The organism is Pseudomonas sp. RIT-PI-a, from assembly GCF_001187875.1.
Taxonomy (GTDB): Bacteria; Pseudomonadota; Gammaproteobacteria; order Pseudomonadales; family Pseudomonadaceae; genus Aquipseudomonas; species Aquipseudomonas coleopterorum.
This window is the reverse complement of sequence record NZ_LGIR01000011.1, coordinates 748,280-760,647: the sequence shown is the minus strand read 5'-3', so window position 1 is coordinate 760,647 and position 12,368 is coordinate 748,280. Positions and strand designations below refer to the sequence as shown.

At 62.6% G+C, this 12,368-nt stretch carries 13 protein-coding genes and 1 pseudogene; 10 read left to right on the top strand and 4 right to left on the bottom strand.

Features of this window, described 5'->3' with window-relative positions:
- The first annotated feature begins 147 nt into the window (after positions 1-147).
- From AC788_RS05680 to AC788_RS05660, 5 genes are all read left to right on the top strand, one after another.
- Complete coding sequence (locus AC788_RS05680) at positions 148-1,521, top strand: homoserine dehydrogenase (protein ID WP_049859617.1); 1,374 nt, start codon at positions 148-150, stop codon at positions 1,519-1,521.
- A 74-nt stretch (positions 1,522-1,595) separates the two neighbouring features.
- Positions 1,596-2,945 carry a GntT/GntP/DsdX family permease gene (locus AC788_RS05675; RefSeq protein ID WP_049859616.1) on the top strand — a complete coding sequence of 450 codons (1,350 nt, stop codon included), beginning with the start codon at positions 1,596-1,598 and terminating at the stop codon, positions 2,943-2,945.
- A gap of 41 nt (positions 2,946-2,986) precedes the next feature.
- Positions 2,987-3,796 (top strand): DeoR/GlpR family DNA-binding transcription regulator, encoded by an 810-nt coding sequence (locus AC788_RS05670; protein ID WP_049859615.1) that lies wholly within the window; start codon positions 2,987-2,989, stop codon positions 3,794-3,796.
- A gap of 78 nt (positions 3,797-3,874) precedes the next feature.
- The gene (locus tag AC788_RS05665) at positions 3,875-4,306 is read left to right on the top strand and encodes a DUF1810 domain-containing protein (protein WP_049859828.1); all 432 of its coding nucleotides are present in this window, start codon (positions 3,875-3,877) and stop codon (positions 4,304-4,306) included.
- Between the two features lie 185 nt (positions 4,307-4,491).
- Entirely contained in the window at positions 4,492-5,679 is a 1,188-nt protein-coding gene (locus tag AC788_RS05660; protein ID WP_049859614.1) for an MFS transporter, read from the top strand.
- On the opposite strand, the gene AC788_RS05655 is transcribed toward AC788_RS05660, so the two are convergent.
- Positions 5,673-6,710, bottom strand: coding sequence for an alpha/beta hydrolase family protein (locus AC788_RS05655; RefSeq protein ID WP_049859613.1), 1,038 nt, complete (start codon positions 6,708-6,710; stop codon positions 5,673-5,675). The genes AC788_RS05660 and AC788_RS05655 overlap by 7 nt on opposite strands.
- A gap of 285 nt (positions 6,711-6,995) precedes the next feature.
- Between AC788_RS05655 and AC788_RS05650 the strand changes: the two genes are divergently transcribed.
- The 3 genes from AC788_RS05650 (at position 6,996) to AC788_RS05640 (ending at position 8,648) form a co-directional block, all read left to right on the top strand.
- Complete coding sequence (locus AC788_RS05650) at positions 6,996-7,697, top strand: OBAP family protein (RefSeq protein WP_236690486.1); 702 nt, start codon at positions 6,996-6,998, stop codon at positions 7,695-7,697.
- Between the two features lie 91 nt (positions 7,698-7,788).
- The gene (locus tag AC788_RS05645; protein ID WP_049859611.1) at positions 7,789-8,010 is read left to right on the top strand and encodes a PLD nuclease N-terminal domain-containing protein; all 222 of its coding nucleotides are present in this window, start codon (positions 7,789-7,791) and stop codon (positions 8,008-8,010) included.
- A gap of 128 nt (positions 8,011-8,138) precedes the next feature.
- A complete protein-coding gene (locus AC788_RS05640; RefSeq protein ID WP_049859610.1) occupies positions 8,139-8,648 on the top strand; it encodes a DUF4142 domain-containing protein in 510 nt (169 codons plus the stop codon).
- A gap of 83 nt (positions 8,649-8,731) precedes the next feature.
- On the opposite strand, the gene AC788_RS05635 is transcribed toward AC788_RS05640, so the two are convergent.
- On the bottom strand, positions 8,732-9,175 hold the full coding sequence (locus tag AC788_RS05635; protein ID WP_442965523.1) for a DUF1294 domain-containing protein: 444 nt from the start codon (positions 9,173-9,175) through the stop codon (positions 8,732-8,734).
- On the bottom strand, positions 9,162-9,992 hold the full coding sequence (locus tag AC788_RS05630; RefSeq protein ID WP_049859826.1) for an undecaprenyl-diphosphate phosphatase: 831 nt from the start codon (positions 9,990-9,992) through the stop codon (positions 9,162-9,164). Before AC788_RS05630 ends, AC788_RS05635 begins: the two co-directional genes overlap by 14 nt.
- 242 nt (positions 9,993-10,234) lie before the next feature.
- Between AC788_RS05630 and pnuC the strand changes: the two genes are divergently transcribed.
- Complete coding sequence (gene pnuC, locus AC788_RS05625; protein ID WP_049859609.1) at positions 10,235-10,798, top strand: nicotinamide riboside transporter PnuC; 564 nt, start codon at positions 10,235-10,237, stop codon at positions 10,796-10,798.
- The gene (locus AC788_RS05620) at positions 10,795-11,322 is read left to right on the top strand and encodes an AAA family ATPase (RefSeq protein ID WP_049859608.1); all 528 of its coding nucleotides are present in this window, start codon (positions 10,795-10,797) and stop codon (positions 11,320-11,322) included. Before pnuC ends, AC788_RS05620 begins: the two co-directional genes overlap by 4 nt.
- A 7-nt stretch (positions 11,323-11,329) precedes the next feature.
- On the opposite strand, the pseudogene AC788_RS05615 reads toward AC788_RS05620, so the two are convergent.
- Positions 11,330-12,217 (bottom strand): annotated as a pseudogene (locus AC788_RS05615) (sigma 54-interacting transcriptional regulator); the annotation flags it as partial.
- Positions 12,218-12,368 lie beyond the last annotated feature (151 nt).

Genomic DNA, 12,368 nt, shown 5'->3' with positions numbered 1-12,368 from the left:
AAGCGACCGGAGTGTTAATCCATGTTAAATAAATTGACCTGAATGTGAAATCCGCACTATCGTGCTGTCACTCGGGAGCTACGAATCCATAACAAATATTGTTCATCCGGTGGTCGCTGCCGATTTTCCCTTCACCGAGGACGAACCATGAATTTCGAATTGCTGTTCGCTGCACAAGCCGATCAGGCCGTACGTTACGCACTCACCGGCGCCAAGGGGGGGTTCTCGCGCACCTTGCTCGCCCAGACCCGGCTGATGCCCAATCTGGTCCCCGCCGTTCTGTGCGACCTGGACGTGCCCGGCCTGCATGGGCTGTGCGTCGAACTGGGCTTTGCCGCAGAACAGCTACACATCTGCAACGACGCCGCTGCGGTTGCCAGTGCACCGGCCGATGCCATTGTGCTGGTCGCGGACGTCGCCCTCCTGCAGGCAGCCCGCTACGACATTCTGGTGGAAGCCACCGGCAACCCTGCGATTGGCTATCAAGTCGCCCGGCGCGCCATCGAGGACGGTCGTCACGTCGCCATGGTCAGCAAGGAAGTGGACTCGGTTGCGGGTATCGCCCTGTCCCGCCTGGCTGCACAACACGATGTGGTCTACACCACCGCCGACGGTGACCAGCCGGCGAACCTGATCGGCTGGGTTAGCTGGGCGCGTGTGCTCAAGCTGGACATTGTCGCGGCGGGCAAGTCCAGTGAATACGATCTGGTGTTCAACCCCGAGGACGGCAGCATCACCCAGCTTGACACCACCATTTCCGCGCCGGCCATGGGCGAATTGCTACGCCTGGGCGACGACATTCCCGCTACCCTGGAGGCGCGTCGCGCTGCCCTGAACGGCCTGAAGACGTCCGCTACAGCCGACTATTGCGAAATGTCGGTGGTCGCTACCAATACCGGTCTGGTGCCCGATGTGGAGCTGCTGCACTACCCGATTGCCCGTACCAGCGAACTGGCCGACATCTACGCCTTGCGTGAAGACGGTGGTGTGCTGGGTCGTAGCGGCGTGATCGAGGTGTTCAACGTGCTGCGCCTGCCAGACGAGGCCAGCTTTGCCGGGGGGGTGTTCGTGATCATCCGCACCCACGACAAACCGACCTGGGAATTGCTCGCGCAGAAAGGCCACGTGGTGAGCCGCAACGGACGTTACGCCTGCCTGTACCTGCCCTACCACTTCATGGGCGTGGAAACGCCGATCACCCTGCTCAACGCCGTGCTGCACAAACGAGCTTCGGGCACCGACAAGCCGAGCCAGTCGACCATTCTGGCCGGACGCGCCACGGTCGATATCACTGCAGGCACCGTGCTGAACATGGGTGGCCACCACCACGACGTGACTGGTGTGCAGGCCGTGCTGCTGGGGCGTTCGGATGCCCCCGACGATATCGCTCCGTTGTACCTGGCAGCCCACGCCACCGCCGCGCGCAACATCAAGGCTGGCGAGCTGCTGCTGATGGGTGACATCGAACAGTACAACGATGAATTGCACCGCGCCTGGCAGACCGGCCTGCAACCGGCCTGAACGCACAGCGGCCTTGAGCCGATACCGGTGCCTGACACGGGCACCGACGTCCACTTCACAGGTTCCATAAAAACATGAATAGCGAACTGCTGATTTTCGCGATGGCCGCCGGCGCCATCGTGGTGTTGATCCTGCTCATCACCAAGCTCAAGCTCAACCCATTCCTGGCCCTGACCCTCACCGCGATCGGCCTTGGCCTGCTCAGTGGTGCGGGCGCCGGCGAGACCATTGACAGCTTCGCCAAGGGCTTCGGCTCGGCGCTGGCCAAGACCGGGCCGGTCATTGGTCTGGGTACGCTGCTGGGCGGCATCCTGCTGGGGTCCGGAGGCGCCGACCGCATCGCCAACGCGTTCATCGGCCAGCGTCCGGTGCAGTACGCGCCCTGGGCGATCTGCGCCGCCGCCTTGCTGATCGGCATGCCACACCTGTTCGACGTCAGTTTCATCATGCTGGCGCCTTTGGTGTATACGGTGGCCAAACGCACCCATAGCCATCTGCTCTACATCGGTCTGCCGCTCGCCGCGGGCCTGTACGTGTCCCACGGCCTGCTGCCGCCACATCCCGCGCCGACGCTGGCGGTCGCCGCGTTCCACGCCAACACCGGCCTGACCATCTTCTACGGCTTGTTGATCGCCGTGCCCACCGCGATCATCTGCGGGCCGATCTTCACCCGCCTGATCAGCCCCTGGTTCGGCCCGGCGCCTGACCTCACCGCCGGCCCGGTGGGTGCGCGTGAAGTCATCCCCGATCAAAACCAGGGGTCACTGCTGTCGTCGATCATCGCCGTGCTGCTACCGCCCGGCCTGATGCTGGTCGGTACCCTGGGCCTGGCCTTCAGCGTCAAGGGCTCGCTAGCCTATGCGGTATTCAACGCCTTGAACAACCCGATCCTGTCGTTGTTGATCGCGGTCATCTTTGCCTTCTTCGCCTTGGGCCTGCGCGCCGGGTTTAACCTGGGCCAGGTGCAGAAGATGGCCAGCCAGGGTCTGGCACCGCTGGGCGCGATCGTGATGATCCTGGGTGCCGGCGGCGGCTTCAAGGAAATGCTTACCACCATTCACCTGGATGCACTGATCACTCACCATGCTTCGGGCTGGGCGGTGAATCCACTGATTCTAAGCTGGGGCGTCGCGGCGCTGCTGCGCATCTGCGTCGGTTCGGCTACCGTCGCCACCGTCGCTGCCACCGGGATCGTCGCGCCTCTGGCACTGGCCTATCCGGGCCTGTCACCGGAGTTGCTGGTACTGGCGACCGCCTCGGGTGCCGTGATGCTGTCCCACGTCAACGATTCGGGCTTCTGGCTGTTCAAGGAATACTTTCAGCTCAGTGTGGCGCAGACCTTCCGCACATGGACCCTGATGCTGTGTCTGCAATCGGTGATCGGTTTGCTCGGTGTTCTATTGATCGAAGCGGTGATTCGCTAAGATGTCCGCCTGACTATCTGCCTGCACGCCACGGAGCCTGAATGCCCACCGACGAGGATCTCGCCATCACTGGCGCCGCACCGATGATTCCGGACCAGCGCCGGGAACAGATCCTGCGCCAGTTGCGCAAGCATCAGGTGCTCAGCGTGCACCAGCTGACGGAAATGTTCGACTGCTCGCACATGACCGTGCGCCGCGATATCAGTGTGCTGGAGCAGGAAGGCCGGGCGTATTCGGTGCCTGGCGGTGTGCGCATCGCCAGCCAGTTGCACAGCGAGCCCAGCCACCAGTCCAAGGCGGTCGCCGAACAGCCACAGAAACAGGCCATGGCGGTTCTGGCGGCAGGTTTGCTGCGCGACGACATGACGGTGTATCTGGATGCCGGCACCAGCACGCTGGAGATCGTCCCGCACATCGCTGCCCTGTCGGGCATGACCGTGGTGACCAACGACTTCGGCATCGTGCATGCGCTGGCTGAAGCGGTGCATGTGGATGTCATCCACACCGGCGGCCTGCTGGATCACCCCAATCGTTCCTGCGTCGGGGGCTTGGCGGTGGCGACGTTACGCCAGCTGGCCACCGACATTGCCTTCATGTCCACCAGTTCCTGGGACCTGCAACGGGGCATCACCACCCCTTCGGCGCTCAAGGTCGAGGTCAAGCAGGTGGCGATGCAGGCGGCGTCGCAGCGGGTGCTGATCACCAGCAGCTCCAAGTACGGCACGTTCGGGATGTACAAGATCGCTGGCCTAGAGCAGTTCGATGTGGTCATCAGCGACAGTGAGCTGACCGAGGTGGCCGCCGAGGCCATTCGCAAGCTGGGTGTGGAAGTGCTATTGGCCGAAGGCTGACGGTCTGGTCTGGTTGATGGAACTCCCTTGCGCGACCGTGGCCAGAACTGCACACAATCCCTGCGGGATCTACTGGCCATGAACGATACCTTCGATCTGAACCGCTTCATCGACGCCCAGCGCGCCGTGTACCCCGATGTCCTCGAAGAACTGCGCAGTGGTCGCAAACGCAGCCATTGGATGTGGTTCATCTTTCCCCAATTGGCTGGCCTCGGTCATAGCGAGACGGCGCGCTTCTATGCGATCAGCGGCGCGGCCGAGGCAACGGCTTATCTGAACAATCCATTATTGGGTGCGCGCTTGCTCGAATGCACGCGCACGGTGCTGGAGCATTCCGGTCAGAGCGCCAAGGCGATGTTCGGCACCCCCGATGACATGAAGTTGCGCTCGTGCATGACCTTGTTTGCCAGCGTTGCGCCGGAGCAGGTGTGCTTCCAGCAAGTGCTGGATCGGTTTTTCGACGGGGAGAGCGATGCGAAAACCATCGCGTTGCTGGAACAACCCGTGTAGCAGCGGCGCGAGCCGCGTCGTAGGTCACGCGGTATGCCTGATGCAATGCGGTAAGGCCGGACGCGGCTTGCGCCGCTGCTACAAAAGCGCGTTGTGTTGAGGTTGCAAATAATCGATAGCCTGCTTTGCTTTAACCAACGTTCCCTGTGCAAGGGGACCTCAACCGCACGCCTGCGAACGAGCCCATGACCGAGTCTGCCCAACCTGCAACGCCCTCTTCGTCCTCGATCACCCTGCAAATCATCTCCATCGTGTTCTACACGTTCATTGCCTTCATCTCCATCGGACTGCCCATCGCGGTGCTGCCCGGCTACGTGCACGACCAGTTGGGCTTCAGCGCGGTGGCCGCAGGCGTGGTGATTGGCGCCCAATACCTCGCAACGCTGCTCAGCCGCCCCAGCGCCGGACGCATGGCCGATGCGCTGGGCACCAAGCGCACCATTGTCTACGGCCTGATCGGTATCGGCATCAGCGGAGCGCTGACGTTCGTCTCGGTGTTTCTGCACAGCGTGCCGCAGTGGAGTCTGGGGGTGCTGATCGCCGGGCGTGTGGTCCTCGGCCTGGCGCAGGGCGCCATCGGGGTGGGTACCAGCAGTTGGGGAATCAGCCGCGTCGGCGCCGAACACATGGCCAAGGTGATCTCATGGAACGGCATCGCCTCCTACGGCGCCATCGCCATCGGCGCCCCGCTGGGTGTATTGATGGTGGGCTTCGCCGGGTTCTGGAGTCTTGGTATTGCGCTCATGGCCCTGAGCGCTCTGGGCTTGCGGATGATCCGTGACACACCGGCGTCACCCGTCGTGCGGGGTGAGCGCATGCCGTTCTGGTCCGCCTTCGGCCGAGTCGCGCCCCATGGCATGAGTCTGATGCTGGCCTCGATCGGCTATGGCACCCTCACGACGTTCATCACCCTGTATTACGTGGAGCGCGGCTGGGAAGGCGCGGCGTGGTGCCTGACTGCCTTTGGCATCAGTTTCATCGCGGCGCGCCTGGTGTTCATCAACAGCATCAACCATCTGGGTGGCTCGACCGTGGCCATGGCCTGTATCGCCACCGAAGTGGTCGGCCTGGCCATGCTGTGGCTGGCTCCTTCACCGATCTTCACCCTGGCGGGCGCGGCTTTGGCTGGGTTGGGATTGTCGCTGGTCTATCCAGCCTTGGGCGTGCTGGCCATCCACAAGGTGCCCGGAACCAGCCGAGGCGCAGGACTGAGTGCGTTCGCGGTGTTCTTCGATTTGGCCCTGGCGATCGCCGGGCCGGTGATGGGCGCGGTGGCTGCCGGATTTGGCTATGGCTCGATCTTCGCTTTGGCGGCCGGCCTCTCCCTGATCGCCCTGGGGCTGACCGCATGGCTGTCGCGGCAAGATCAGTGATCGGCGGTCTGCAGGCCGGCGCGTGAAGGTCGACCCAGGGTGTGGGTGAAAAACTTGCCCGCCTCGTGGATCAGGTCGCGATGGATGCCTTCGCGGTCCACGCCGTCGGCATCGGTGCACAGCGCCGGCGAGGCGCTACGCTGTTCGTCCGTGCACGGAGCCATGAACACGAAGTGACCGGCGCCGGGCAGCAAGCGATAGTCGGTGTTGCCCGGCAGCTTGCGCGCCAGCGCTTCGGCATTCTTGTCGATGGCCACAAGTTGGTCATTGTCGCCGCTGTAGATCAGGGTGGGCAGATGGACTTCGGCCAGGGTCTGGCGGCCAAACATCAGGCTCAACGGCGCCATCAACAGCAGTGCACGCACCCGTGGGTCGGCCTCCGGGGTCAGGTCATCCCGATCGGCTTCCAGTTCCCCGCGGGTCTGGCAGGCATCGGCGTCGTAGGGTCGCTCTTCGCAGTATTTGCGCAGGCGCTGCAGATCAGGCCGTGCACCGGACAGAATCAAGGCCGTTTCGCCCCCGGCCGAATAACCGATCACACCGACCGCATGGGGGTTCGCGAAAGGCGACAGCATCGAATCACCCAGCGCTGCAGTAATGGCTTGCGAGATCTGCAGCGGCCGTCCATAGAGATTGCTGAGCTTGCCCAACCGGCTGTGATCCTGGGCATTGTCGCCCGGGTGTACGACCGCTACCACGACGAAGCCCTTGCGGGTCAGCGCGGTGATCAAGTCGTGCAGCGCCAGCGGCGTGCCGGTATTGCCGGGGGACAGCATCAACAGCGGGAAGCGACCGATGGCGACTGCCGCATCCTGCTGCGCGTCGATGCTGTAGCCGCCCAGACGCGCCGGATGTGTGCGGTCCTGGGTCGGATAGAAGGCATAGGCGTGCATCGGCTGATCGTCGAGCGGGTCGTTGAAGGTCAGCAGGTGATAGCCCACGTTCCAGCGGGCGTGAGGATTCGCTTGAGCCTGCACCGAAAGCAGGCTCAACAGCAGCAGAGAAACGATTACTGCACAACGACGGACCATCGCGGCGCTCTTCCTTGGCAAAACCTCGGGGGTAGGTTCTGACACAGCATAGGATGGGCCAAGTCACACCCCGGTTCCGTGAAATATTGTACAGACGGGCGCGCGACCCTCGCCGAGCTGAACCCTGACTGTGCCGGTCACTCTATGAAGTGCCCTGTGTGGCCTGATCGTTCTATCCAGGGCCGCACTTTCCTCACTGAAAAGGACTCCAGCATGAGCACCCGCTCGCTCTTCTCGCCACGCCGCACCGCGCGCACTCCATTGCTGTGCCTGGCCGCCCTGGCCATGGCCGGATGCGCCGGCAACAACAGCGCATCCAAGGTGGACGCGCCCGGCGCGCCGACCACGGCCCTGACCAAAACCCTCGACGCGGGCGCCAATGCGCTGCAGTCACGTCCGCCGATCAACGAGTTGAACGCCTATCTGGATGGCTTTCATTTCTACAACGGACACCCCGGCGCGCAGATGGAAGCCCATCACTACTGCGCGATCCTCAACGAGGAAGTCATCCAGTGCGTCATTTATGACGGCAACGTGAAGGACGCCAAGCTGATGGGCGTTGAATACATCATCAGTGCCCGGCTTTTCGCTCAACTGCCCAAAGCCGAAAAAGCGTTATGGCACAGCCACGTTCACGAAGTGAAGTCTGGCCAGCTGATCGCGCCCGGCATCCCCGCGCCTGCCGAGCATGCCCTGATGGACAAGCTGGTGAACACCTACGGCAAGACCTGGCACACCTGGCACACCGATCTGGACAAGCAGCTGCCGTTGGGCGTGCCGCAACTGATGATGGGCTTTACCGGTGATGGACAGGTCGATCCGGCGCTGGTAAGCGAGCGGGACAAGCGTTTCGGCATCGACAGCGCGGAGAAGAAACGGCAGCGTGCCGACATTCCAACACCCCAGATCGACCCCGGTGCAGACGCATGGAGCAAAGGCCAGATCATCCAGATCCAGGACCCGACCGGCAGTCGACACGCCCATTGAGGCGAAAACGGCACCACCGACCGATCCGGTTGAACTTGCCGAGCACGGTGACCCTCCCCTGTAGGACCTACCTTGATCAATGAGCCTACACATGGAAACGTCGATTTTCTGGACCGCCGCAGCGGTCATCGTGTTACTGCTCGATCTGTGGGCGCTGGCCAGCGTCTGGAAAAGCACCAAGAGTTCCGGCACGAAGATTGGCTGGACCGTACTGATTTTCATCTTTCCGCTGGTCGGGCTCGCCATCTGGGGCTTCGCCGGACCACGGGGCGTCGCCATTGCCCCGACGTCCGACGAGCACAGCAAGGGCTGAATGGCCACGCGCCACGTGCAATCCAGCGATGGATGCACATCCGATGAAACTGCTGCGTTCCGGCGGCAGTCACACTTTCACGGCCTGCAACGCTCAGTCCGCTTCATACCCTACACAAGGAATTGACCATGAAATCCAAATTCTACGCCGCTGCCCTCGCCCTTTCCGTCTCGCTCGCCAGCCATGGCGCCTTCGCAGCCTCCGATGATTTCGTCGAGGACGCCTCCGCCAAAGGCGTTGCCGAAGTCGAAGCAGGCAAGCTGGCGCTGGAAAAAGGCACCGCCGCGGACGTCAAGACTTTTGCCGACATGATGGTCAAGGATCACACTGCCGCCAACCAGAAGCTCAAGGCACTGGCTGACAAGAAGAACATCGACGTCTCGGACGATGCCGAGCTGCTGGACAAGGCGAAAGCGATGATTCTGGAGCTGCGCTCGGCCAAGTCGTTCGACCAGGCCTATGCCAACAACCAGGTCAAGGCGCATGAAGCGACCATCGAGATTTTCGAAGACGAAATCAAGAACGGTGAAGACGCAGAGCTCAAAGCATTCGCCACCGAGACCCTGCCCAAGCTGAAAGCCCACCTGGTAGAGGCCAAGAAGCTGGCCGCTGCCCACGGTGGTGCGGCTGCGCACTAAGTACTCAGCCAACGCGCGCAACACCCGATGCCCCCGCACACTGTGCGGGGGCATTTTTCATGGGGAAAGGCTTGAGGCCAGGGTCAGAACGTAAGCCCCAGGTGCTGCCCGGCAAAGATGACCTGATCGAACCAGAACGCCTGGTGCAGTGCTACGATCAGCCAGAACACCAACTGATAGGAAACCTTGCGCGTCTTGTGCCGGAACAGTTGCTGGGCGATGAGTGCGCCTGGCCAGCCGACCAGCAGTTCGGCGCCGTGCAGCAGTTTTTCCGGGGTGCGCTGGCCCTGCCCTTGGGCCTGGCGCTTGTCGTGCCAGTACAAGCCCACCGTCAGCAGGCTCATCAGTGCATAGACCGCCAGCACCGACGGGTGCCCGGCCATCGCCAGGCGCAACAGGCCAAAAAAGGGCAGCAGGCACAGCACGACGAATACCGTGATTTTCAGCGACAGGAATTGCACCGGGCGTTGCTGACCACCGCGCGGTCGCGCAGACGCCCGTTCGGGCGCCGGATTAGCCTTGCGCACTGGACCAATCGATCCAGCCGAACTGCCAGGTCGCCAGGATGATCAGGCCGAAGGCAATGCGGTACCAGGCGAACACGGCGTAGCTGTGGGTGGCGATGAACTTGAGCAGACCACGCACGGCGATCATGGCGAAGATGAACGACACCACGAAGCCCAGCGCGAACACCGGGAAGTCGGCTGGTTGAAACAGGTGATGAAACTTGTAGCCCGAATACACCGCGGCACCGACCATGGTCGGCATGGCCAGGAAGAACGAGAACTCGGTGGCGGTCTTGCGCGACAGACCGAACAGCAGGCCGCCGATGATGGTCGAGCCCGAGCGCGAGGTCCCTGGAATCATCGCCAGACACTGTGCGAAACCGACCTTGAGAGCATCGGTCCAGCGCATGTCGTCGACATGGTGCACGCGCACGGCGTGTTCGCGCTTCTCGGCCCAGAGCATGATGAAGCCGCCCAGTACCAGGGCGACCGCCACGGTGATGGGGTTGAATAGGTATTCGTGGATCTTGTCGGCGAAAATCACCCCCAGCACGACCGCCGGCAGAAAGCCGATGAAAAGGTTCAGGGTAAAGCGCTGGGCGTTGCGTTGAGTCGGCAAGCCAGTGATCACTTCGAGGATCTTGCGACGGAATTCCCATACCACCGCCAATATCGCACCCAGCTGGATGATGATATTGAAGGCCATGGCCCGTTCGCCGCCGAAACCGATCAGGTCGGCCACGATGATCTGGTGGCCGGTGCTGGAAATGGGCAGGAACTCGGTCAAGCCTTCCACGATGCCTAGAATCAGCGCCTGCATGGCGGTCCAAAAATCCATCATTCCCCCAATTGGACCCGCGCCTGGCGTGGTCCTGTCTGTTTAATAGAACTCATTGCCGTCGGGCCCCGCGATGCTAACAGAGCAGCTTGTGCAAATCCGCACGCGAGCGTCGGTGAGTGTTGGTTGAGTTGAAGTTTCATCTTTGCAGCGGGTGTATCGCGCAAGACGCGCGCAGTATCGGCGGCGCAGGTTACAATCCCGGCTTTGCATGCATCGCATGCACCTGCCTGAGATTGCCCATGTCGCCTTTGGAATTGTTCGCCGCCACACTGGGCGTGATCGCGGTGTGGTTGACCGTGAAGCAGAATTGGCTGTGCTGGCCGATCGGCCTGGTCATGGTGCTGATCTATTCGTACGTGTTCTACGACTACAAGCTGTACTCCAACATGCTGTTGCAGGTGGTGTACGCTGGCGTCCAGGTGTACGGCTGGTGGCAGTGGACCCGTGGCGATGGGACAGCCGTGGGCCCAGCGGTGACCCGCTTGGCGCTCAAACCTCTTCTGGGTGGGCTGACAATCGGCCTGGTAGCGGGCTTGGCACTGGGCGCGGCGATGGCTACCTGGAGCGATGCCAGCCAGCCGTGGCTGGACGCGTTGCTCACCGGCTTCAGCCTGGTGGCGCAGTGGTGGATGGCCAACAAGCGCGTGCAATGCTGGCCGCTGTGGATCGTGCTGGATGCCATTTTCGTCGGTCTGTTCGTCCATCAGGGCCTGTACCTGACGGCTGCGCTGTATGGCCTGTTCCTGATGCTGGCCGTTCACGGCTGGCACCAGTGGCGCAACAGCGAAGCGATGTCGCGATGAAAGTGGTTGTGCTGTGCGGGCCGGAGTCGTCGGGCAAGAGCTGGCTGGCCGAACGCATGCGCGTGCGTTTGGGCGCCGTGGTCGTGGGCGAATACGTGCGCCATTTCATCGAACGAGAGCAGCGCGACACCTGCTATGCCGACATCGACACCATCGCCCGCGGTCAGCTGGCCTGGGAGGATGCCGCTCGCCGCAGCCAGCCCGCACTGTTGCTGCTCGACACACACCTGCTGAGCAACCTGCTGTGGAGCCGCACCCTGTTCGACGACTGCCCGGCGTGGCTTGAGCCTGCGCTGCTGGAGCGCCACTACGATGCCCACCTGTTGCTCTCGCCCGAAGGCGTCGAATGGTCCGCGGACGGCCAGCGCTGCCAGCCTGACCTGGCTCAACGGCAAACCTTTTTTCGGCAAAGCCAGGCGTGGCTGCAGGCCCACGCGCTGCCCTGCACCGTGATCAGCGGTGACTGGCTGGCGCGCGAAGCGCAGGTGCTGGCGAGCATTCGACATGTTCTGGATCAACCCTAGCGTGCAATCAGCGCATGTGATGTTTGTGCAGCAGGCGGTAGAGCGTCGGGCGTGAAACGCCGAGCACCCTGGCCGCCGTGCTCAGGTTGCCGCCGTGGCGCAGCAGCACATCGCCCAGCGCCTGACGCTCGGCCCGGTGCTTGTAGTCGTTCAGCGTGCCCATCGGCGCGGTGACCAGGGTTTCGATACCCAGCCCCAGGTCGATGGCTTCGATCTGATTGCCGGGGGCCAGCGCCTGCGCCTGGCGAATCCGGTTCGCCAGCTCGCGGACGTTGCCCGGCCAGTCGTGCTCACCCATGGCAATAAGCGCCTCTTGACTGAAGGGACGATGACGTCGGCCGTTCTCGCGGCTGTAGCGTTGCGCGAAATGGTTGGCCAGCATGGCCAGGTCGCCATAGCGTTCGCGCAAGGGCACCGCGACGATCTCCAGCACGTTGAGTCGATAGTAGAGGTCTTCGCGCAACTGTCCCCGGCTCATAGCCACAGTGAGGTCGGTGTCGCTGGTGGCCAGCACCCGAACGTCCACTTCCCCTGAAGCCTTGCGCTGGAGAAAGCGCAGCAGTTGCTCCTGAACGTCCAGCGGCAAGTCTTGCACCTGTTGCAGCAGCAAGGTTCCCCGGTCGGCAGCCTGCAGCACGCTGCCGGACAGCGGATGCACGTTGCTCTGCCCGCAGCCGGGTGCGAACAACGGCGTCTGGCCCAGACGATGGGTGCGAGCCTGGCAGTCGAACACGATGAATGGCTGCTGCCTGCGTTGGGACTGCTGGTGCAGCGCACGCGCGATCAACTGCTTGCCAGTGCCCGCCTCGCCGTGGATCAGAACCGGTGAGTCGGTGGCGGCGAATTTGCTGATGAGCTTGTACAGGTCGCGCATGGGCTGACTATCGCCCAACAGTCCGCAAGGCTCGCAGGGGTAGGCATTCGAATTCACAGGCATGGCCTTTCCTTGCATGGACGTGCTCGGGAAAATACATCAAAAACAGCGGGTTGCAACTTACGTCAAAATGGTAACGGAAAATTGACGTTTAACCCCCGCCAAGGCTTCA

What these genes read in the sequence shown, in the direction of transcription:
- AC788_RS05680 (WP_049859617.1), top strand. Translation starts at nt 148, where the DNA reads ATGAATTTCGAATTGCTGTTCGCTGCACAAGCCGATCAGGCCGTACGT.
- AC788_RS05675 (WP_049859616.1), top strand. Translation starts at nt 1,596, where the DNA reads ATGAATAGCGAACTGCTGATTTTCGCGATGGCCGCCGGCGCCATCGTG.
- AC788_RS05670 (WP_049859615.1), top strand. Translation starts at nt 2,987, where the DNA reads ATGCCCACCGACGAGGATCTCGCCATCACTGGCGCCGCACCGATGATT.
- AC788_RS05665 (WP_049859828.1), top strand. Translation starts at nt 3,875, where the DNA reads ATGAACGATACCTTCGATCTGAACCGCTTCATCGACGCCCAGCGCGCC.
- AC788_RS05660 (WP_049859614.1), top strand. Translation starts at nt 4,492, where the DNA reads ATGACCGAGTCTGCCCAACCTGCAACGCCCTCTTCGTCCTCGATCACC.
- AC788_RS05655 (WP_049859613.1), bottom strand. Translation starts at nt 6,710, where the DNA reads ATGGTCCGTCGTTGTGCAGTAATCGTTTCTCTGCTGCTGTTGAGCCTG.
- AC788_RS05650 (WP_236690486.1), top strand. Translation starts at nt 6,996, where the DNA reads ATGGCCGGATGCGCCGGCAACAACAGCGCATCCAAGGTGGACGCGCCC.
- AC788_RS05645 (WP_049859611.1), top strand. Translation starts at nt 7,789, where the DNA reads ATGGAAACGTCGATTTTCTGGACCGCCGCAGCGGTCATCGTGTTACTG.
- AC788_RS05640 (WP_049859610.1), top strand. Translation starts at nt 8,139, where the DNA reads ATGAAATCCAAATTCTACGCCGCTGCCCTCGCCCTTTCCGTCTCGCTC.
- AC788_RS05630 (WP_049859826.1), bottom strand. Translation starts at nt 9,992, where the DNA reads ATGGATTTTTGGACCGCCATGCAGGCGCTGATTCTAGGCATCGTGGAA.
- pnuC (WP_049859609.1), top strand. Translation starts at nt 10,235, where the DNA reads ATGTCGCCTTTGGAATTGTTCGCCGCCACACTGGGCGTGATCGCGGTG.
- AC788_RS05620 (WP_049859608.1), top strand. Translation starts at nt 10,795, where the DNA reads ATGAAAGTGGTTGTGCTGTGCGGGCCGGAGTCGTCGGGCAAGAGCTGG.